This window comes from Clostridioides sp. ZZV14-6154 (assembly GCF_020657785.1).
Classification (GTDB): domain Bacteria; phylum Bacillota; class Clostridia; order Peptostreptococcales; family Peptostreptococcaceae; genus Clostridioides.
In genome coordinates this window covers 589380-608882 of the sequence record NZ_JAGWCY010000001.1, presented here as the reverse complement: position 1 = coordinate 608882, position 19503 = coordinate 589380, and the positions used below count along the sequence as shown (strand labels likewise).

Annotated in this window: 25 protein-coding genes, 1 pseudogene and 1 riboswitch; of the genes and pseudogenes, 13 read left to right on the top strand and 13 right to left on the bottom strand. The window is 26.3% G+C overall.

All coding sequences use genetic code 11. The annotated features are described in order from the left end of the window. Positions 1–30: 30 nt before the first annotated feature. The 7 genes from pcp to KGF45_RS02935 form a co-directional block, all read right to left on the bottom strand. Positions 31–672, bottom strand: a complete 642-nt coding sequence (gene pcp, locus KGF45_RS02965) for a pyroglutamyl-peptidase I (RefSeq protein WP_227841786.1) — start codon at positions 670–672, stop codon at positions 31–33. A gap of 20 nt (positions 673–692) precedes the next feature. Next, the gene (locus tag KGF45_RS02960; protein ID WP_227829695.1) at positions 693–1625 is read right to left on the bottom strand and encodes a DUF979 domain-containing protein; all 933 of its coding nucleotides are present in this window, start codon (positions 1623–1625) and stop codon (positions 693–695) included. A 21-nt stretch (positions 1626–1646) separates the two neighbouring features. After that, positions 1647–2312, bottom strand: a complete 666-nt coding sequence (locus KGF45_RS02955; RefSeq protein WP_227829694.1) for a DUF969 domain-containing protein — start codon at positions 2310–2312, stop codon at positions 1647–1649. A 191-nt stretch (positions 2313–2503) separates the two neighbouring features. Then, on the bottom strand, positions 2504–3103 hold the full coding sequence (locus KGF45_RS02950) for a GNAT family N-acetyltransferase (RefSeq protein ID WP_227829693.1): 600 nt from the start codon (positions 3101–3103) through the stop codon (positions 2504–2506). Positions 3104–3329: 226 nt separating this feature from the next. Next, entirely contained in the window at positions 3330–3806 is a 477-nt protein-coding gene (locus tag KGF45_RS02945) for a flavodoxin domain-containing protein (RefSeq protein ID WP_227841785.1), read from the bottom strand. Between the two features lie 3 nt (positions 3807–3809). Further along, positions 3810–4223: an FMN-binding protein gene (locus KGF45_RS02940; RefSeq protein WP_227841784.1), complete on the bottom strand. Its 414-nt coding sequence runs from the start codon at positions 4221–4223 to the stop codon at positions 3810–3812. Beyond that, positions 4198–4827, bottom strand: coding sequence for a TetR/AcrR family transcriptional regulator (locus KGF45_RS02935; RefSeq protein WP_227841783.1), 630 nt, complete (start codon positions 4825–4827; stop codon positions 4198–4200). Before KGF45_RS02935 ends, KGF45_RS02940 begins: the two co-directional genes overlap by 26 nt. 1083 nt (positions 4828–5910) lie before the next feature. Here KGF45_RS02935 and KGF45_RS02930 point away from each other — a divergent pair. Continuing rightward, positions 5911–6738, top strand: coding sequence for an N-acetylmuramoyl-L-alanine amidase (locus KGF45_RS02930; protein ID WP_227828397.1), 828 nt, complete (start codon positions 5911–5913; stop codon positions 6736–6738). A gap of 82 nt (positions 6739–6820) precedes the next feature. Here the strand turns inward: KGF45_RS02930 and KGF45_RS02925 are convergent, their stop codons facing one another. The 4 genes and pseudogenes from KGF45_RS02925 to KGF45_RS02910 form a co-directional block, all read right to left on the bottom strand. Beyond that, on the bottom strand, positions 6821–7003 hold the full coding sequence (locus KGF45_RS02925) for a hypothetical protein (protein ID WP_227828398.1): 183 nt from the start codon (positions 7001–7003) through the stop codon (positions 6821–6823). A 254-nt stretch (positions 7004–7257) separates the two neighbouring features. Next, positions 7258–7425 carry a succinate dehydrogenase gene (locus tag KGF45_RS02920; protein WP_227828399.1) on the bottom strand — a complete coding sequence of 56 codons (168 nt, stop codon included), beginning with the start codon at positions 7423–7425 and terminating at the stop codon, positions 7258–7260. 73 nt (positions 7426–7498) lie between these two features. Then, positions 7499–7699 carry a helix-turn-helix transcriptional regulator gene (locus KGF45_RS02915; RefSeq protein WP_227828555.1) on the bottom strand — a complete coding sequence of 67 codons (201 nt, stop codon included), beginning with the start codon at positions 7697–7699 and terminating at the stop codon, positions 7499–7501. 66 nt (positions 7700–7765) lie between these two features. After that, positions 7766–7948, bottom strand: a pseudogene (locus tag KGF45_RS02910) (DUF3796 domain-containing protein); the annotation flags it as partial. A gap of 393 nt (positions 7949–8341) precedes the next feature. Continuing rightward, positions 8342–8385, top strand: a riboswitch (PreQ1 riboswitch). A gap of 101 nt (positions 8386–8486) precedes the next feature. On the opposite strand from KGF45_RS02910, the gene KGF45_RS02905 reads away from it, so the two are divergent. The 12 genes from KGF45_RS02905 to KGF45_RS02850 all read left to right on the top strand — a co-directional run bounded on the left by KGF45_RS02905 (position 8487) and on the right by KGF45_RS02850 (position 17429). Beyond that, complete coding sequence (locus KGF45_RS02905; RefSeq protein WP_227828400.1) at positions 8487–9455, top strand: nucleoside hydrolase; 969 nt, start codon at positions 8487–8489, stop codon at positions 9453–9455. 1 nt (position 9456) lies between these two features. Beyond that, positions 9457–10020 carry an ECF transporter S component gene (locus KGF45_RS02900; RefSeq protein ID WP_227828401.1) on the top strand — a complete coding sequence of 188 codons (564 nt, stop codon included), beginning with the start codon at positions 9457–9459 and terminating at the stop codon, positions 10018–10020. 8 nt (positions 10021–10028) lie between these two features. Then, complete coding sequence (locus KGF45_RS02895) at positions 10029–10718, top strand: radical SAM protein (protein ID WP_227841782.1); 690 nt, start codon at positions 10029–10031, stop codon at positions 10716–10718. A gap of 162 nt (positions 10719–10880) precedes the next feature. After that, entirely contained in the window at positions 10881–11609 is a 729-nt protein-coding gene (locus KGF45_RS02890) for a DNA alkylation repair protein (RefSeq protein WP_227828403.1), read from the top strand. Between the two features lie 13 nt (positions 11610–11622). Then, complete coding sequence (locus KGF45_RS02885; protein WP_227828404.1) at positions 11623–12261, top strand: DNA-binding protein; 639 nt, start codon at positions 11623–11625, stop codon at positions 12259–12261. A gap of 25 nt (positions 12262–12286) precedes the next feature. Continuing rightward, on the top strand, positions 12287–13126 hold the full coding sequence (locus tag KGF45_RS02880; protein WP_227841781.1) for a hypothetical protein: 840 nt from the start codon (positions 12287–12289) through the stop codon (positions 13124–13126). A gap of 15 nt (positions 13127–13141) precedes the next feature. Next, positions 13142–13813, top strand: coding sequence for a response regulator transcription factor (locus tag KGF45_RS02875; protein WP_227841780.1), 672 nt, complete (start codon positions 13142–13144; stop codon positions 13811–13813). After that, the gene (locus KGF45_RS02870; RefSeq protein ID WP_227841779.1) at positions 13803–15035 is read left to right on the top strand and encodes a sensor histidine kinase; all 1233 of its coding nucleotides are present in this window, start codon (positions 13803–13805) and stop codon (positions 15033–15035) included. Before KGF45_RS02875 ends, KGF45_RS02870 begins: the two co-directional genes overlap by 11 nt. Before the next feature lie 151 nt (positions 15036–15186). Then, positions 15187–15504, top strand: coding sequence for a thioredoxin (trxA, locus tag KGF45_RS02865; RefSeq protein ID WP_227840685.1), 318 nt, complete (start codon positions 15187–15189; stop codon positions 15502–15504). A gap of 16 nt (positions 15505–15520) precedes the next feature. Next, a complete protein-coding gene (locus KGF45_RS02860) occupies positions 15521–16399 on the top strand; it encodes an NAD(P)/FAD-dependent oxidoreductase (protein ID WP_227433183.1) in 879 nt (292 codons plus the stop codon). A 287-nt stretch (positions 16400–16686) separates the two neighbouring features. After that, on the top strand, positions 16687–17055 hold the full coding sequence (locus KGF45_RS02855) for an ArsR/SmtB family transcription factor (protein ID WP_227828410.1): 369 nt from the start codon (positions 16687–16689) through the stop codon (positions 17053–17055). A 2-nt stretch (positions 17056–17057) separates the two neighbouring features. Then, positions 17058–17429, top strand: a complete 372-nt coding sequence (locus KGF45_RS02850) for a NifB/NifX family molybdenum-iron cluster-binding protein (protein ID WP_227841778.1) — start codon at positions 17058–17060, stop codon at positions 17427–17429. Between the two features lie 136 nt (positions 17430–17565). Here the strand turns inward: KGF45_RS02850 and KGF45_RS02845 are convergent, their stop codons facing one another. Continuing rightward, a complete protein-coding gene (locus KGF45_RS02845) occupies positions 17566–18021 on the bottom strand; it encodes a hypothetical protein (RefSeq protein WP_227841777.1) in 456 nt (151 codons plus the stop codon). A gap of 38 nt (positions 18022–18059) precedes the next feature. Then, positions 18060–19325, bottom strand: coding sequence for an ArsB/NhaD family transporter (locus tag KGF45_RS02840; RefSeq protein WP_227433187.1), 1266 nt, complete (start codon positions 19323–19325; stop codon positions 18060–18062). Positions 19326–19503 lie beyond the last annotated feature (178 nt).

Genomic DNA, 19503 nt, shown 5'->3' with positions numbered 1-19503 from the left:
ATAATTTAAAAAGTTTATTTTAGATATTTATTATGAAATTTCACCACCAATTTCTTTTATATCATCTTTGTGGATTATACAAGCTTCTATGGCTAATTCCAAACCTTTAACTATTTCTTCTAAAGACATAAATGGTGTATTCTTTTTATCTATTATTTGTGAAGTCACATATGGTATGTGTATGAAGCCTCCTCTTATATTAGGATATTTTTTATCTATCATGTAGAGAATTCCATACATTACATGATTACAAACAAATGTACCTGCAGTATTTGAGACACTAGCTGGAATTTTATTTTCATTCATATGTTTTACCATGGCTTTTACAGGTAATTTTGAAAAATATGCAGGTTGACCATCTTCCTTTATAACAGTGTCTATAACCTGATTTCCTTCATTATCTTTTATTCTAAAATCATCTACATTTATAGCAACTCTCTCAGGTGTAATATCAAATCTACCTCCTGCTTGTCCGACTGATATTACTATATCAGGGTTGTGTTTTTGAATAGCTTTATCTATTGCTTCAACAGATTTTGTCATAACTGTTGGTATAGTTATTTTTATAATTTCTGAGCCCTTTATATTATCTTTGACCATTTCAACAGCTTCTTGAGCTGGATTTATTGGTTCTCCACCAAATGGGTCAAATCCTGTTAATAAAACTTTCATTATTTTACCTCCTATTCATATTAAAATCCTAAAAAATACATTACTAATATGTGTGCTACAATTAATATTAAAGCAACTGGTGCTTGATACTTTATAACAACATAATCATTTTTACATTCAAGTAAAGCTGCTGGAACTATATTAAAATTAGCAGCCATTGGAGTAAGTAGAGTTCCACAATACCCTGCTGTTAATGCTAATGCTCCAATTATAGCAGGATTTCCACCTTGAGACAATACAAAAGGAATTCCAATTCCTGCTGTTATGACTGAAAATGCAGCAAATGCGTTTCCCATTATCATAGTAAATATAACCATACCTAATACATAAGCTATAACACCAAATAATCTATTGTCAGTAGGAACTACTCCTGATATCATACCTGAGATAACTTCGCCAACTCCAGCTTGAGTAAACAAAGCACCTAATGCAACTAAAAGTTGTGGTAGCATACTAGCTGGTCCCATTTGTTGAAGTAATCTTGAACCATCGTGAACTGAGGTAGATGATTTTGATTTGGTTATTATAAGAGCAGATATTAATGCGATTATTGAACCTACACCTATTGCAAACTGTGAAGAGTTATCAAAATTAGAAAGACTCATAGCTACAATTACTGCTGCAAAAGCTAATATTAATGATGGTATGAATATTTTATTTTTAAGTTTGTCTGCCTGTTCTTTCCCAAAATTTTCATTTGGTTCTTCGTATCTTGCAAATACGACTTGTTTAGTAAGTGTTAATAAACTAGACAATATTAGTATGATTCCTATTATATTAGCTGGAATTAATCTTCCAAATATAAATGGTAGTGATATTAGTATCCAAAATAATGATGTACCATATTTTTTATTATTGTCTATTGTAGTAAAAGACCTGTATGCTATGACAATCATTAAAAGCCCCATTAATGCATAAAAAATTTCCAACGATATGTTTATAAAATTTTGCATTTTTATACCTCCTAAATAAATCTATCTCTTATGACTTTTATTTAATTTTTTATCATATAGAGTAAATTGGATTGTGGCAGCTATAAATGCTATTACGGCCATAATGATATTAGCTTTTACAATCTCAATTCCAGTTACATTATATCCAAATTGAGTAAGAGTAGATGCTATAAGTAAAACTCCACTACTACCTGCAAACAAGTTTTGACCATAGAAGTTACCATAGTTTTCTGATGCAGCAGATAATGCTTTTATGGCTTCTTCGTCTGATTCTTTTAATTCATCACTGTTGCTTAATCCAGCAGCTTGTGCCATAGGATTAACAAGTGGTCTTACAAATTGAGGATGTCCACTCATTCTTATTGATAATGCTCCAGCTATTTGTCTAGCAAACATATATATACTCAGTACTTTTCCTGTTGTGAGTCTTTGTAATTTTTCTATTAGAGAAACTGCTCTTTGTTTTAATCCATATCTTTCCAAAACACCAATTACGGGTAGTGTTAGTATAAACAATGACACACCTCTATTTGAGACAAAAGAATCTCCTAGTATTGTAAAGATTTGATTAAAATCTAATCCTGCTACAAGTCCTGTTGCTATTCCTGCTAATAATACAGTAAATAATGTATCAATTTTAAGTATAAATCCAATCACAACTATTAATATACCAATTAGTTTTATCATCAATTATTCTCCTTCCATTTTTTCTATTTTGATTTGATTTTACTAAATAAATAAAGTTAAACTCTTTTTATAGTATTTACGTTAATATGACTATTATTATAAAATTTAATAAAAAATAAGAAAGTAACTTTAAAATACTTATTTTAAAGTTACTTTCTTATTTTTATTTTAGTTTATTTAAAGTTTGTGTTTTAAAGTAATTTAACAAGAAGACTGCTTTTTTCTAAAATAGTAGCGATTTCTTTTGTATCAATTTGTTTAATTGTTTTTATGTAGTTTGGTTTTATAGGATGAGTACCTATGTATTTTTCAAATAACATAACATCATGCCAACTACCAAACTTGTATCCTGTATTATGATAAATACCACATAGTTTGAAACCAAAGTGTTGATGAAGTCTTTCGCTTTTAATATTAGGTGATGTAATGCTAACATATAAGTTTTGAATATTTTGTAATTTTAATATATCTATTATTGAATTATAAAGAGCTATGCCTATTTTACAACTGACAAACTTTTCGTCAACATAAATTGATAATCCAGCATTCCATTGATAAGCAGTTCTTTCATTATGTTCATGAGCATAAGCATATCCAACAATTTTTTCGTCAATTAAACATACTAGATATGGATATTTTGAACAAATTGTTTTTATTCTATTTTTAAAATCACTAATATTTGGTACATCGTATTCAAAAGTAATTGCTGTATTAGTGATATATGGTGTATATATTGCTAATATTTCTTCAGCATCTGTTTCCTTTGCCAATCTGATTTTAACTTTTCCCATAAATATCATCTCCAATGTAGTAAATATAATAGTTTTTATTTTATAATGTTCAAGTTTAAATGTGAAAACATATTATGTACTTTATTATATTTTATATCAAAAGTTATATAAGGGAAAGTTATGTAACGAAATGTACAAAAATATATGGCAAAACGTTCTATGACTTTTGAACTCTTTGAAACAAAGCAGGGGTAGATGGATTTATCAACGAAGAGTATAGCTTATTTTAGTCATTAAAATTTCTTAAAAAATTATCTATATTATCCTGTGATATTTTCAAACTATTGTAATCATTTTTTGTAACTGATTTCATAATCAATTTGTCAAAAAATTTCATTTTCTCTAATCTAGCTTCACCACCAAATACACTTATTGATTTTGCACTCTTTAATAATGATGATGGGAAATTGCTTGACAGATATTTATCCGTTTGCTCAGAGAATGCGCAACAAAGAAAGATTCCAACTTTCTTTTGGTTTAACAACTCTATATTATCATTACAGAATGTACGAATTTCTTTTGAAACTGAACCCACATATATTGAACTTCCAATAATAATGGTATCAAATTTTGATAATTCAATTTTACTGTTTTTATCCTTAATATCAACAATAGTAACATTATTTGATAGTCTACTTTTTAATATATTTGCACAGTCTGCGGTACAACCATATTTACTTGAATATATAATAATAGTATTCATATTTTACTCTCCTTTTTGTAACGCATTTTCTATAGCTTTTCGTATAGTATCACTGCTGTAAGTTGCAGAAGTTATAGCATCTACTTCTAAAGACTGTTGCTTAATAATATTATTTACAATCTTTTCAGCTGGCTTGCCTAAAAGAGTGTCATGTTTCAATATATCAATATCTTTTATTACTCCATTGTTAACTTCGACAGATACAGTAGCTTTTACTAAACCATTATCAGCACTTCCAAGATAAGTACCATTTTTTATTTTAGTAGGATTTATATTTTGTACTACTAATTTTTCTGGTTTCAAATTAACTACAGCTACAATAATAATACATATAAATATAAAAAATAAAACTGTTAATACTTTTAGAATTCTTAAAAATTTATTTTTCTTATTAAGATTTTTGCTGTGAATGCTCATTGTAAATTCCTCCAAGTAAAATATCCATGAAATTGTCTATAAATTGTGGGAAGTTATGTAAAGAATACAATTGATTTTCAACAGCACATAAAACAAAGCCTAATAATGCACTTATAAGCATCCAAGAAGCATTATCTATATTTGGTTTAAATATTTTTTGCTTAATTCCAGTAGCAATAAGTTCATCAAACACCTCTATACCATTATTAGTAGGGGTACTAGCAGTACTTTGAGATGCAAATATAATATTCATTCCACTATACATTATGGCTTTTGTCATTTCTGGATTGCTAGAAAGAATTTTGATAAAAGTAAGCATAATTTCTCTGATTTGTTTATCTACTGAAAATGATGAGTATTTATCAATAATAGCAATAGAATTATTTTCTATTTTATTATAAAGTTCATTAGCCATATCACTAATAATCTGTGCCTTATCTTTGTAATAAAGATAAATAGTGGTTGGAGAATATTCTATTTTTGTAGCAATCTTTCTAATTGATAAACTTTCATATCCCTCCTGGTTGATAATTTCAATGGCAGCATCCATAATTTTTTTTTTCATTTCTATTTTTTCATTTTTACGTCTTTCTTTGATACCCATATAATCACCTCTTTAACTTAACAGTGTTAATTTAATTTATAATGTTATTGTATCTTTTTTTTTTAAGTCTGTCAACAATCTAGTAATAATATAGATTTCTATACTTTCTATATTGGTACAATGTTTACAAATTTAATTAAGTTATTCTTAAATCAGTTTAATTTGGTCTTGTAAAATAATTTAGGATATTAAAATTGATTAGAATCTTTTTAGGCGAATACTTACTATTTTGATAAATGATATTAAAGAAAAAGATTTTTATGTTAAAAAGATATATTGGATTTATCTTGTGTTGATTTAGATAATATTAAGATAAAAAAGATATTATTTATCTAATAATTGATTCTTATATAGGATTGAAAAATGAAGATTTATTACATGGTATCTGAATGTTTTACATAATTATAAAAAACAAAAAAGAGTGCTATAGCACTCCTATTGTGAGAAATATATATGAAATTCATTTTTGCGTTAATGCAAAATGTACATATAACAAAGTTTATTTTTTATATTTACTTTATATAATAGTATATTAATATTAACTGAATATTTATTATAATTAGTAAAAAAGAAAAAGGAGTGATTTTACACTCCGGTTGTCAAAAATCTAAAACTGTCATCGCAATGTTCTTATTATAACATAATTTATGAGAATGTGTGAATATATTTAAGATTAAAAAGATATTTTTGATATAACTAAAATTATATTAAAAAATGTAATGAAGAGATATTAATATAAAAAAATTAAGACAGAGTATTTATAAATTATATAAATGAGAAAAGTGTTATAGTTAAAAAAAGTATTATCAATTAATAATTTTACGAATTTTTAAATAAAAATAGACAATAAAGATTATATGGTAGAATCACATAAAAATAAATATGTTTTTGTCTAGTTGTGCATTTTAGATTGCCAGTTATGTATTATACATTGAATATTAAGAATATTTGTGATATTTTTATAAAAAAAATAAAATAATGATTATTTTTTTTTTATGAAGATGAATGATTTATATGCATTTAGATTTTCATTATTATGGGACATATACACGAGATAAAATCTAATTAAGGGAGTGAAATGTTATGAAAATATGTATTACAGTAGGACATAGTATTCTAAAAAATGGGGCATGTACTTCTGCTGATGGATTAGTTAACGAATATCAGTATAACAAGTTATTGGCGCCAATAGTAGCAGATATATTTAGAAAAAAAGGGCATACAGTAAGTGTAATAATATGCCCTGAAAAACAGTTTAGTTCTAAAAATGAAGAAAAGTCTTATAAAATACCTAGAGTTAATGATGGAGAATATGATTTACTTATAGAGTTACATTTAAATGCAAGTGATGGTCAAGGAAAAGGCTCAGAAGTGTTATATTATAGCAATAAAGGCTTAGAATATGCAACTAGAATATGTAATAAATTAGGTATGGTATTCAAAAATAGGGGAGCTAAATTAGATAAAGGATTGTATATTTTAAATAGTTCAAAACCTACAGCTATATTAATAGAAAGTTTTTTTTGTGATAATAAAGAGGATTATGAGAAAGCAGAAAAACTTGGATATGAGGGCTTGGCTAAGCTAATCGTAGAAGGTATATTAAATAATAATATAAAAAGTGAAGATATCAAGAAGATTAAACATACAATAGTTTATAGTGGAGATGATAGAGTTTCAGCAGAAATAATAGGATTATATTATAAAAGAAAAGACGAAAGTTATTTAGTAATAGATATAAAAGATTATAAGCCATATAAAACAGAGAATCTGTATGTTATTGGCGGAGGTGCCTGTAGCAAGATGAAAGAAATGAGTAAGACCACAGGAGAAAAATTTACACAAATATATGATAGTGATGTGTGGTCAACAATGGATAAAGCAAGAGCATTTATAAAAGAAAAAGCGTAATTTAAAATTTTTATTAAATTAAATATTTAGATAAGAAGAATTTTATATAAAATTCTTCTTATTATTTTTGATAATTTAAATTTTATGCCAAACCACATTCACATAATAAAATCATAATTCTATGAAGACAAGACTCCACAATATCTTCTCCATATTTTTTAATAAAATCATCAATCTGAGTTTCTATAAATGAATAGTATTCTTTCAAACTAACAATGTATGCAGTCATTATATGAACACATTCATCAACTTTGTCTTTAAACACAATACATCCCCCTAAAAAATAAAAATATTCAGTAAATAAAATAAATTATTTTATTTGAAAATATATATGTATAATACTTCGCTTTAATATATTTTACAAGTGTATATGTAAAACTGGATATTACAATTGTAAAACTGGTTGAATTATTATCCAATTCATTTTTTATTTACAATTATCAGTAAGCACTTGGATGTCATACTAAATAATTATTGGTTTTCGTAAACATCAATATTGAAGTATTGCAAATCTTATCATCATCTTTTTTTATTAAATAGATAAATTAATAAAAATCCAATTCCAGTTCCAATTATTATTCCTATCATAGTATCTATCGCTAATTTTTTTAATATAAAAGCTACTAAAAATACTATGAATAAACCAAATATATATCCCCAAAAGTGTGTTGAAAGTTTTCTTTTCATATAATCACCAACTTATATTAGTTTTAATCTACTTAATAAAAGTATAGCAAAAATTTTAAGAAGAGAATAGTTGCTAATTTTTTATATATTCAAAAATTTCCTCTATACTTACATTGAATACGTTAGCAATGTCAAATGCTAATTTTAATGAAGGGTTATATTTTCCGTTTTCAAGATTTCCTATAGTTTCTCTTCTTACTCCTACTAATGATGCCAGTTCATCCTGTTTCATATTATGTTTTGCTCTATATTCTTTAGTTCTTGAACGAAACATCATTATTCTAGTCCTTTTCCTTCTTTTGTATTGTAAATATGCAAAAATTGCAACAAAGCTAATCATTGCTATAGAAAAACTTATTCCTAGACCATTTTCAATAGTAGAAATATTATCTGAAATGATGGATAAAACTATAGCTATTGATAGTGATGAAAGTGTAAAGAAAAATGCTGACACAGCTACTTTTCTTAAGTTTTCTCTAAATAATTCATCTGGCATAATATTAAAATATCTAAAAAAAACAATGAGATATGATTTTTATAGAAATAAATAAAAAACGCAAAAACTTAAATAAAGATTTATATAGAATAAAAATATAAACCCTTAAAAATAGGCTATATGTTAGGTATAATACTATTTGAGTATTTCAATGTTTTGATAGTTTTATATGTAAAGTTAATTAAAGGTATTAATTGTAATATTTATGATATTGTTGTATAATAATAATCGGTTTAAACGTGCCACATTTTATTAAAGTTTGTTTATTATTTGAGCATGCTTTAATGAGACACATAAAAATATAATAAATTCTTTTAAACTACAAACAGAGTTTTTGTAGTTAGTAAATCAGGTGTTTGAAAGGTTCTAGTTGATTGACATGTTATAATAAATAACTTAAAATCATAACTAAACTTAACATCTGTACTTGTTCGAGAACTCCAAGTATAAAAAACTAAGGAATTATATAGTGGCAGTATATAATTAATACCCTTAGACACACCTTTTTGAAAGTGGAAAAAAGATGTGTAGTTCTCCTCGACCACAAATCAAGGAGGATAGTAATATGGAAAAAAGAAAAGTAATAATTGATTGTGACCCAGGAATTGATGATTCTTTGGCAATCCTTCTGGCTTTAAACTCACCAGAGCTAGAAGTACTTGGAATTACCACATGCTGTGGTAACGTACCAGCAAATGTAGGTGCAGAAAATGCACTAAAAACACTTCAAATGTGTTCTTCACTAAATATTCCAGTATATATAGGAGAAGAAGCACCACTAAAAAGAACACTTGTAACAGCTCAAGATACACATGGAGAAGATGGTATAGGAGAAAATTTTTATCAAAAAGTGACAGAGGTTAAAGCAAGAAATGGAGCAGTAGATTTTATAATAAATACTTTACATAATCATGAAAAAGTATCTATAATAGCACTTGCACCACTTACAAACATAGCTAAAGCACTTATGAAAGATAAAAAAGCCTTTGAAAATCTTGATGAATTTGTATCTATGGGAGGAGCATTTAAAATTCATGGAAACTGTTCTCCAGTAGCAGAGTTTAACTATTGGGTAGACCCACATGGAGCGGATTATGTTTACAAGAATTTATCTAAAAAAATTCACATGGTATGTTTGGATGTAACTAGAAAAATTGTACTTACTCCTAATATTATTGAGTTTATAAATAGACTTGATGAAAAAATGGCTAAGTATATAACTGAAATCACTAGATTTTATATTGATTTTCATTGGGAACAAGAAGGAATAATAGGTTGTGTAATAAATGACCCTCTAGCAGTAGCATATTTTATAGATAGAAGTATATGTAAGGGATTTGAATCATATGTAGAAATTGTGGAAGATGGAATAGCTATGGGGCAATCTATAGTAGATTCATTTGATTTCTACAAAAAACATGCTAATGCGATTATTCTAAATGAGGTTGATGAAAAGAAATTTATGTACATGTTTTTAAAAAGACTTTTTAAAGGATATGAAAACATTATAGACTCTGTGGAAGGAGTGATATAGTGTGAAAAGAAAAATATGTGTCAAAACTATTACACTTATAGCCTTTGGTATTTCTATAAATATAGTAGGTGCATTTATAGCTATGGGACTAAGATTACCTATATATTTAGATTCAATAGGAACTATAATGATAGCTTCACTTTTGGGACCTAAATATGCTGTTATTACAGGCGTGTTTGGAAGTTTAATAAGTGGGGTTACATTTGATGTATATTCTCTTTATTTTGCACCAGTCCAGATATCAACAGGATTACTTGCTGGTATTGCTTTTAAAAAGAAATTCTTAACTGGTCTAAAAACTCCATTAGGAGTATTGTTATTTGCCATACCAACATCTATAGTAAGTTCAGTAATTTCAGCTTTTTTGTTTGGAGGTGTTACATCATCTGGTTCTTCTTATATAGTTCAAATTTTAAAAGTACTAGGGTTTGGAGATGTATTTAGTGTGTTTATAACTCAAGTGTTCACAGATTATACAGATAAATTAATTGCGGTTGTTTTGGTAAATTTAGGACTAAATGCAGTTCCAAAGACTTTAAAAGTATCATTAACTGGAGAAAGATAGGAGAGAATATGGATAGATATAGTGAGATAATAAATAAAAATCAAAGAGAAATAGTTTTACTTAAAAGCTTTCCATGTATATGGAGAAGATGTTCTTTTTGTGATTATATAGATGATAATTCTAATTTGGAAGAAGAAATGAACAAATTAAATTTTGAAGTTTTAAAAAATATAACTGGAAAATATGGAGTTCTTGAAGTCATAAATTCTGGTAGCTGTTTTGAAATACCTAAAGATACTTTAGAGAGAATAAAGAAGATTATAAAAGAAAAAAATATAAAAAAACTATTCTTAGAAAGTCATTGGTCCTACAAAAATAGACTAAAGGAAATGAGAGATTATTTTGAAATACCTATAATATTTAAAATTGGGGTTGAAACATTTGATTATGATTTTAGAAATAATTTTTTAAATAAAAATGCAAGATTTAGAACTCCAGAAGAGGTAAAAGAATATTTTGATTCACCTTGTATTATGGTTGGAATTAAAGGACAGACTAAAGAAATGATAGATAATGATATAGATATTATTTTAAATACTTTTGAAAAAGCAACTGTGAATGTTTTTATAAACAATTCTTCTAAAATAAAAAGAGATGAAGAGCTGGTTAAATGGTTTATTAATAAGTATGAATTCCTAAATGAAAATCCAAATATAGAAGTTTTATATAATAATACAGACTTCGGTGTAGGAGATTAGTAAGGTTTTCTAAAGAGATATTATGTTGTAGAAAATTTTAATTTAATTTTAATTTTAAATTGAAAAATTTAGTATATTTTTGAAAAAGCTTCTGATAGTTAGAAGCTTTTTTTTATATAATTTTATGTTACAATAAGAAAAAAGGAACTAAGGAGTAAATAAATGATGCTTAGTAGGGAAAAATGGGATAAATTGGAATATACCGAATTTTTAGAGTATATGAAATCTATGCAAGATATTAAGTATAGAGATTTTAATAAGAAACTTATACCAGGGACAGAAAATATAATAGGTATTAGAATTCCCAATTTAAGAAAGTTGTCAAAAGAAATAAGTAAAGGTAACTGGAAAGAATTTTTAGAAGTAGCAGAAGATACTTATTATGAAGAAGTTATGTTACAAGGTATGGTGATTGGTAATATAAATAGTAATTTTGAAGAAATTTCATATTATATAAAAAAGTTTGTACCTAAAATAAGTAATTGGGCAATTTGTGATGGATTTTGTTCTGGACTAAAGAGTACAAATAATTATAAAGAATACATGTATGATATACTAAAAAAATATGTTTGTTCAGAAAATCTGTGGGAGATTAGATTTGCATTAGTTATGTTTTTAATATATTATGTTGATGATGAATATATTAAAGATATCTTTGAATACTGTAACAATATACAAAGTGAAGAATATTATGTTAAAATGGGTATGGCATGGCTATTATCAATTTGTTTTGTTAAGTATGAAGAAGAAACACTTCTTTATATAAAAAACAACAATTTAGATGATTTTACTTATAATAAAATGTTACAAAAGATAATTGAATCAAACAGAGTAGATTTAGAAAAGAAGAATATAATAAGAAATATGAAAAGAAAGACAAGAAGATATTGACGGAGGAGTATTAATGAATAATGAAGAAAGAATTGATAAATTTTTAGAGCTTCAAAATAAAGGAATAAAATTTACAGAGATAGCTCAAAATTTAAAAATTAGTCAAAGTACTTTAAGAACTTTTTTAAATAAAAAAGGATATAAGTCAGAAAAAGGTAAATACATATTAAAAGACGAATTAAAGTATAAAGAAGATTTAGATAAAGAAAAAACTAAGGAAGATAACATTAATAATATAAAAAAGGTAAGCACCAAAAAGAAGAAATCTAATGAAAAGGTTTTAGATAAGAGTATTGAACAAATTGAGTTTAACGACACAGATTTAAAAAATACAAAGGTAAGAAAAAATATTAAACCTAAAAAAGACAGAAAAATAAATATAACTCAAGAAGATTTAGATAAGCTTTGTGAAGTGTATGATTGGTATTTAGAAGTGAAGGATTATAATATAAAACCTAAAAAAATATCTAATAAAAAAGATGTACATATAGATAATGAATCTTTAAGTGAATTAAAAACAACAAGAATACGTATAGATAAAGAAACTTGGAGTGACTTTGAAAGATTATGTAGCAACTCAAATTTTGAAAAACACCAAATACTTACACAAGCATTGAAGGAATTCATGAAAAAATATAAAAATCTACTATAAAATACTACTATATGAGGTGCTTAATATGAATAAAATAGTAAAAAAATTAATTTTTTTAATGATTATATTAACAATATTTATTTTTACACTGACTGCATGTAAAAGGGAAAAAGAACATTCTGGTTCAGTTGAGATTCAAGCAGAAGACAACAATGAAGTAACAATAGATAAGGACAATGCAAAAGTATTGAATATAGGAGCAACAGAGATTATAAATGTAGCTGAAGATGGAAAAATAGATACATCCACAAAGATAGAAAATAATTCAACATTTAATATATCAAATGTTGAACTAATATATAATGAATACGATGCAAATAAAAAAATTACTTCATCTGATAGTAAATCTCTGTTAGATATGACTTTAATGCCTGGAAAAGTAGCTTATGTAGAATGTGGACATAAAACTTTTGCCAAAAGTGTAGAAGTCTATGCATATGAATATGAAGCAGAGGGTAAAATTGTATATGTTAATTTAAAAGAAAATACTATTGATATAAGAAATAATAAGATTAAGCTAGAAAATAGTAGTCAGTATGAAGTATTATCTACTTCAGAACTTAAAAAAGTAAATGAGTCAAAAGAGGGAATCACATATCAAATAAAAGTAAAGAATTCATCATCAAAAGATTTGGGGAATATTATCCTTAAGACAGCGGAAGTTAATGATAATGGAGAATACTTAACAGTAAGTCGTGTACCATCATACAAAGTTTTAAAGGCTTCAGAAGAAACAGATATAGATATAATATGTTCAACAAAAGCAAAGAATGTTGAAATAGTAGGATATACTTATGATGATATAAAAGAAAAGGCAAATGTAGATATTGATTTGAAATCTCATAAAGTCAAGATAGACAAATAAAGGTAGGGGATATTTATGAAGGTTTTGATAGTTGAAGATAATAGGGTGCTTTTAGAAAGTGTAGTAGAAGAACTTAGTACTCATTTTGAAACTGAAAAATGTGAAGATGGAGAAGAAGCATTATATTTAATAAATCAAAATATATATGATTTAGTTATCTTAGATTTAATGCTTCCTAATATAAATGGAATTGATATTTTGAAGAAAATGAGAATCAATAATATAGATACACCTGTACTTATATTGACTGCCAAAGAAGCATTAGACGATAAAGTAGAAGCATTTACTATAGGAGCCAATGATTATTTGACAAAACCTTTTTATATGGAGGAACTAGTAGCAAGAGTATATGCCATATTGAGGACTAATGGAAAAATAAAAGAAAGAAATGGATTAGAATTTAAATCTTTATATCTGGATACATTAGAAAAAAGAGTGTATATTGAAAAAGAAGAAATAAAACTTCAAAATAAACAGTTTAACTTATTGGAATATTTTGTTTTAAATAGAGGTTCGATTCTATTAAAAGAACAGATTTATGATAGAATATGGGGAATTGATTCAGATGCAACTATTGAAATAGTAGAGGTATATGTAAGTAATCTGAGAAAAAAACTAAGTAAATATGGATATGATAAATATATTAAAACTAAGCGTAAGGTAGGATACATATTCGATGATAAATAAGAATGTATTTACCAGCACTAAAAACCATTTAATAAAAATGTACATTGTTGTAGTGGGTAGTTTTTTAATAATATTTTCTATATTTATATATTCATATTTTAGAGGTCTTACATATAGTGGAATTGATAGTGAAATCAATGATGAACTGGAGTATATAGTTTCTCAATTTAAGAGAACCTCATTTTTAAACCCAATAAGACTTAAAGATCCTAAAGATATGGTATATGTTTATGAAGATGACAGAATAAGTTACTATACTCAAAATGAATATTTTGATGAATTACTTCCAGACAGAAGACTAGATAAGAAAAATACATTTTTTAAATATACAGAAAATGGTTATACATTTAGAGAATTAAATGTGGATATGGGCAGATATCAGATACAAATAATCAGAAACATTGATTCAGAGATGAATTCTTTAAAACAGTTGACATCTGTACTTATAATTGGAATACTAATTTCTGTTATAATCACGTACTTTGTAGCTGTATATCTTACTCGCAAAGCATTAATTCCAATAGAGACTGCTTGGAGGAACCAAGCTAAATTTATACAAGATGCTTCACATGAGTTAAGGACTCCAATAACAATAGTTTCATCAAAATTAGAAAGTATGTTAAAATCTCCAGAAAATACAGTAAATGAGGAAGTTGAAACAATAGCTACTGCAATGAAAGAAACTAGAAGACTTAAAAAGATGATAACAGATTTACTATCTCTTACTAAGGAAGATTCTATTGTTAAAGTTAATTTGGAGGAAATTGATTTAGAAAAATTACTAGAAGAAATATCAGAGGATTATGTGGATATTGCTGAGTTTCAAGAAAAAAAATTTACATTTCACTCTGAATTAAAGAATAAAGTTATAATAACAGATAAAAATAAATTGAGACAACTTATATTAATTTTTATTGATAATGCTTTTAAATATACTAAACTAGGTGATGAGATAGTATTAGAATTAAAAGAAGATGTGGAAGATGAAGTAACACTAATTATAAGAGATACTGGTATAGGTATAAAAAAAGAAGAAATACCTTTTATATTTGACAGATTTTTTAGAAGTGAAAATGTGAGAAACAAAGATTTAGAAGGTTCTGGAATAGGTCTTTCAATAGCGCATATGATTAGCTTGAATTTGTCTATTGAAATAGATGTAACTTCTGATATAGGAATTGGAACTACATTTGAAATATCAATACCAAAAAAACTAAAATAATAAAAATATAAAAAATCTGTTTTTACAAATAAAGAATGGGTATACTAATTAGTATAAAATAAAATATAAAAGAATTTATAAAAGTAAAATTATATTTATAAATTTCATAGTATAATTATAAGGATAATAAATTTTTAGGAGGATTAAAAAAATGGCAAAAGTTATAAATACATCTGAATTTAGAAGTAGTGTTGAAGGTAGTAAAGGAGTAGTTGTAGTAGATTTCTTTGCAACTTGGTGTGGACCTTGTAATATGTTAGGACCTGTATTTGCAGAATTAGGCGAAGAGATGAAAGACAAAGCTAGATTTGTAAAAGTTGATATAGATGAAAGCTTAGAAATAGCTCAACAATTTAGTGTATCTACAGTACCAACTATGATTATATTTAAAGATGGAGAGCCAGTTGAAACTCTAATTGGATTTATGCCTAAGAACAAAATTGAAATGAAAGTAAAATCATATTTATAAAAAATGGGTGAATATTATGAGATATGACATAGCTATAATAGGTAGTGGTCCAGCAGGATTATCTGCTGCTATAAATGCAAAAATAAGAAATAAAACAATGATTATGTTTGGTAATGATAATTTAAGTAATAAGCTTGTTAAAGCTCCTTCAATAGATAATTATTTAGGTTTTTATGATATAAGTGGAGATGAATTAAAAGACAAATTTAAATCGCATATAGATAACATGGATATTTCAATTGAAAATAAAAGAATAAATAATATTTATGCTATGGGAGAATACTTTGCAATAATGTCTGGAAATGATATGTATGAAGCTACTACTGTAATCCTTGCGACTGGTGTAGAATATACTAGACCAATAAAAGGTGAAGAAGAATTTCTAGGAAGAGGAGTAGGGTATTGTGCTACATGCGATGCACCACTTTATAGAAATAAAAAAGTAGCAGTCATAGGATATAATGAAGAATCTAAAGAAGAGGCAAATTTTTTAAGTGAACTTACTTCAAAAACTTATTTTATACCTATGTATAAAAAGGAAAACCTTATGAGAAGTTCAGATAATTTAGATGATTCTATTGAGATTATACACGATAGACCAGTGCAAATAGATGGAGATAAACTTGTAAATAAGATATCTTTTAAAGAAAATCATATTGAAGTTGATGGAGTATTCGTTATAAAAGATAGTACAGCTCCAAGTACATTGATTCCTGGAATAGAAATTGATGGTATCCATATCAAGGTTGATAATAATATGAAAACTAATATAGAAGGGTGTTTTGCTGCAGGAGACTGTGTAGGTAAACCATATTCTTATATCAAAGCAGCTGGGCAAGGACAAATAGCAGCATTAAATGCTGTTTATTATCTGGATAAATTAAAAAGAGCTTAATATAACTAGTAAGTAAATTTTTAAATATACAAATAAAAAACTGTCTAAAATAATTATATTATTTTAGATAGTTTTTTATTTGTATATTATTATTTCCTTTCGAGATATCTTAGAAATGTATCTCTAGGTGTGTTTATTTTGATAGATTTAAACTAACAATTGAAATATATATAGAAATAATTAGAATTATTTATAATAAGTTCCAAAATTTCAAAATAATAGTTGAAAAATCTAATTAAGAGTACTATAATTTAATTAAGTAATTACTTAATCAAAAAGAGGTATTTATGGAAAATTTGGTTAAAATATTTAAAGCATTGAGTGATGAAACTAGACTTAACATACTTATATTAGTATCTAAAAGAAATATCTGCCAAAAAGGAATTTCTAAATATTTAGGAATTTCGGATTCTGCTGTTTCACAACATATAAAAATATTAAAAGAAGTTGGCATAATAACAGGATATAAAGAAGGATACTATGTCTTATATCATATTAACAAAGAAGTGTTTAACATATGTATGGATTTTATAAATTCTATGTTAAGTAATTCTAGTGAAAGCTTTATAGATGTATTTGATGTAAATACAATACATCTAGGATGCAGTAAAGAATGTAAATCTATGAAAAAATGTTGTAAGAGAAGGGAGAAATAATAATGAAAGTATGTATACCAGTAGAAGAAAATAAAGGATTAGATAGTAAACCATATGGTCATTTTGGTTCTGCACCAATCTTTGTTGTGTGTGATTTAGAAAGTGGAGAAGTTAAATCTTTAGACAATGGAGATTTAGGTCATGAACATGGAAAGTGTCAACCAATAAAAGCATTATCAGGTACAATTGTAGATGCAGTAGTAGTTGGAGGAATAGGGCAAGGTGCCATAGTTAAATTAAATAGTATGGGAATAAAAGTTTATAGAGCTGAAGCTGATACTATCAGTGGTAATTTGGACTTACTTAAAGATGGGAAATTAGTAGAATTTCCATCAAATCATACTTGTTCACATGATGGATGTGGACATCATTAAAAACAAGATAGCTGATGAAGCATATGCTTCATCAGCTATTTTATCATTTTAACAAATAAGATTTTTTATCTTTAGTATTAAATTTTGAAGTTGTACAAAGTTTTTTATATAATCTTAAATTTATAAGTATCTTACTTTAGATTTTCTTTGTATGCTTTTCTATATAGTTAATATCATTTAATATATCGTTAAGTTCTTTATTGAGTGTTTTTAAATCATCTCCATCTACATTATAGTTTAAAAATAATTCTTCTACATTATCAATAATAGAATTGACTTTTCTAGTAACTTCAACAAACGTTTTAAAGTTACTACTATTTTTAGCATTTAGAAATTTGTTTAAATCCTTTGATATAAATGATATTATTTCATATTCATCATTAAACAGACCTCTACCAATAGGATATGGTTCAATTCTTTGTAAAAAATATTGATCTTTAGCATTAATATTATAAGTATAAGATATTTTCCAGTTGTCTCCTAAATCAAACTTGATAAAATATAATGTACTACTTACTTTTGATATTTTTGTAGCTCCAAGTTGTCTTAAAAGAACTTCAATTGAATCTCCTTGAACAGTATTAATATTCATATATACACATCCCCTTTAATACTATTATACTATATTTTCTAAAATTTTATAATTAAATAAACCGTAGATATAATAATAGATATAATCATAAGTGGAAAACCTATCTTAAAATACTCTTTAAAAGATATAGGATGACCATGTTTATTACCTATACCTGCTAGTACAACATTGGCAGAGGCTCCAATAAGTGTCCCATTACCTCCAAGACAAGCTCCAAGAGATGTTGCCCACCATAGTGGCATTACATCAATTCCTTCAGCCTGCATAGTCAAAATAAGTGGAATTAATGTTGCAACAAAAGGAATATTATCTAAGAATGAAGAAACTATTGCTGATAACCATAATATTAATAACATCGTAAATACAATATGGCCCTCTGTAAGTCCAATCAATGCTTGAGCTAATTTATTTATTATACCCACTTCTACTAATCCACCAACTACTACAAATAATCCCATAAAGAATAAGATTGTAGACCATTCAATACCTGCCATAATTTCATCTACATCTTGCTTTCCTATAAGAAGCATTATAGATGCACCAGTTAATGCTACAACAGAAGAATCTATATGGATTGTGCTATGAAACATAAAACCAAAGAGTATAAATGCTATTAAAAGAAGACTTTTTATAAGTAAGGGTTTATCTTTAATAGATTTTTTTTCATCAAGTTTTAATATTACTTCTTTGGCTTTATCATCCACAACAAGTTCTTTTCCATAAATAAATTTAAAACATATTATTGTTATAATAAGTATTACTATAACAGCAGGTCCTAAATTTATCACAAAATCCATGAAACTAAGATTGGCAGCACTACCAATCATAATATTTGGAGGGTCACCTATAAGAGTAGATGTACCTCCGATATTTGAAGCTAAAATTTGTGTTATTAAAAATGGAACTGGATTAAGTCCCAAAATTTGTGTAATAACTATAGTCATTGGCCCTATAAGTAAAACAGTAGTAACATTATCTAATACAGCAGATAAAATGGCTGTTATAATAGCAAAACAAATCATTATTCTCCATGGATCACCTTTAGCTTTTTTTGCAGTCCAAATAGCTATATATTCAAATAGCCCTGAGTTTTTAACAACAGCAACAAATAGCATCATACCAACTAATACTCCAATAGTATTGAAGTCTATATGGCTTAATCCTTCATCAAGTGTAAGTATATTGAAGATTATCATTAATAGTGCACCACCAACAGCTGCTACAGATCTGTTTACCTTTTCTGTAATAATAGCTGCCATAACTATTAAAAATATACATATAGCTATTATTTGTTGAAATTCCATAATATAAGTACCTCCATTTGTATTCTTTTGTGTCTAATGCTAGTACTATATATAGTATTACTTTTTTCTAGTTTTTTCAATGGATGTATAAAAGTATATTATTTAACAAAGTTTTCGAAAAATTAACAGAATTTAAAGAAAATTTTTGTTATTTAAATAAATTTTAAAATTATATCAT

Coding starts and splice junctions, on each gene's coding strand:
- trxA (WP_227840685.1), top strand. CDS start 15,187: ATGGCAAAAGTTATAAATACATCTGAATTTAGAAGTAGTGTTGAAGGT.
- KGF45_RS02840 (WP_227433187.1), bottom strand. CDS start 19,325: ATGGAATTTCAACAAATAATAGCTATATGTATATTTTTAATAGTTATG.
- KGF45_RS02870 (WP_227841779.1), top strand. CDS start 13,803: ATGATAAATAAGAATGTATTTACCAGCACTAAAAACCATTTAATAAAA.
- KGF45_RS02890 (WP_227828403.1), top strand. CDS start 10,881: ATGATGCTTAGTAGGGAAAAATGGGATAAATTGGAATATACCGAATTT.
- KGF45_RS02945 (WP_227841785.1), bottom strand. CDS start 3,806: ATGAATACTATTATTATATATTCAAGTAAATATGGTTGTACCGCAGAC.
- KGF45_RS02935 (WP_227841783.1), bottom strand. CDS start 4,827: ATGGGTATCAAAGAAAGACGTAAAAATGAAAAAATAGAAATGAAAAAA.
- KGF45_RS02860 (WP_227433183.1), top strand. CDS start 15,521: ATGAGATATGACATAGCTATAATAGGTAGTGGTCCAGCAGGATTATCT.
- KGF45_RS02875 (WP_227841780.1), top strand. CDS start 13,142: ATGAAGGTTTTGATAGTTGAAGATAATAGGGTGCTTTTAGAAAGTGTA.
- KGF45_RS02920 (WP_227828399.1), bottom strand. CDS start 7,425: ATGAAAAGAAAACTTTCAACACACTTTTGGGGATATATATTTGGTTTA.
- KGF45_RS02950 (WP_227829693.1), bottom strand. CDS start 3,103: ATGGGAAAAGTTAAAATCAGATTGGCAAAGGAAACAGATGCTGAAGAA.
- KGF45_RS02895 (WP_227841782.1), top strand. CDS start 10,029: ATGGATAGATATAGTGAGATAATAAATAAAAATCAAAGAGAAATAGTT.
- KGF45_RS02880 (WP_227841781.1), top strand. CDS start 12,287: ATGAATAAAATAGTAAAAAAATTAATTTTTTTAATGATTATATTAACA.
- KGF45_RS02960 (WP_227829695.1), bottom strand. CDS start 1,625: ATGCAAAATTTTATAAACATATCGTTGGAAATTTTTTATGCATTAATG.
- KGF45_RS02915 (WP_227828555.1), bottom strand. CDS start 7,699: ATGTTTCGTTCAAGAACTAAAGAATATAGAGCAAAACATAATATGAAA.
- KGF45_RS02850 (WP_227841778.1), top strand. CDS start 17,058: ATGAAAGTATGTATACCAGTAGAAGAAAATAAAGGATTAGATAGTAAA.
- pcp (WP_227841786.1), bottom strand. CDS start 672: ATGAAAGTTTTATTAACAGGATTTGACCCATTTGGTGGAGAACCAATA.
- KGF45_RS02955 (WP_227829694.1), bottom strand. CDS start 2,312: ATGATAAAACTAATTGGTATATTAATAGTTGTGATTGGATTTATACTT.
- KGF45_RS02940 (WP_227841784.1), bottom strand. CDS start 4,223: ATGAGCATTCACAGCAAAAATCTTAATAAGAAAAATAAATTTTTAAGA.
- KGF45_RS02845 (WP_227841777.1), bottom strand. CDS start 18,021: ATGAATATTAATACTGTTCAAGGAGATTCAATTGAAGTTCTTTTAAGA.
- KGF45_RS02855 (WP_227828410.1), top strand. CDS start 16,687: ATGGAAAATTTGGTTAAAATATTTAAAGCATTGAGTGATGAAACTAGA.
- KGF45_RS02885 (WP_227828404.1), top strand. CDS start 11,623: ATGAATAATGAAGAAAGAATTGATAAATTTTTAGAGCTTCAAAATAAA.
- KGF45_RS02930 (WP_227828397.1), top strand. CDS start 5,911: ATGAAAATATGTATTACAGTAGGACATAGTATTCTAAAAAATGGGGCA.
- KGF45_RS02905 (WP_227828400.1), top strand. CDS start 8,487: ATGGAAAAAAGAAAAGTAATAATTGATTGTGACCCAGGAATTGATGAT.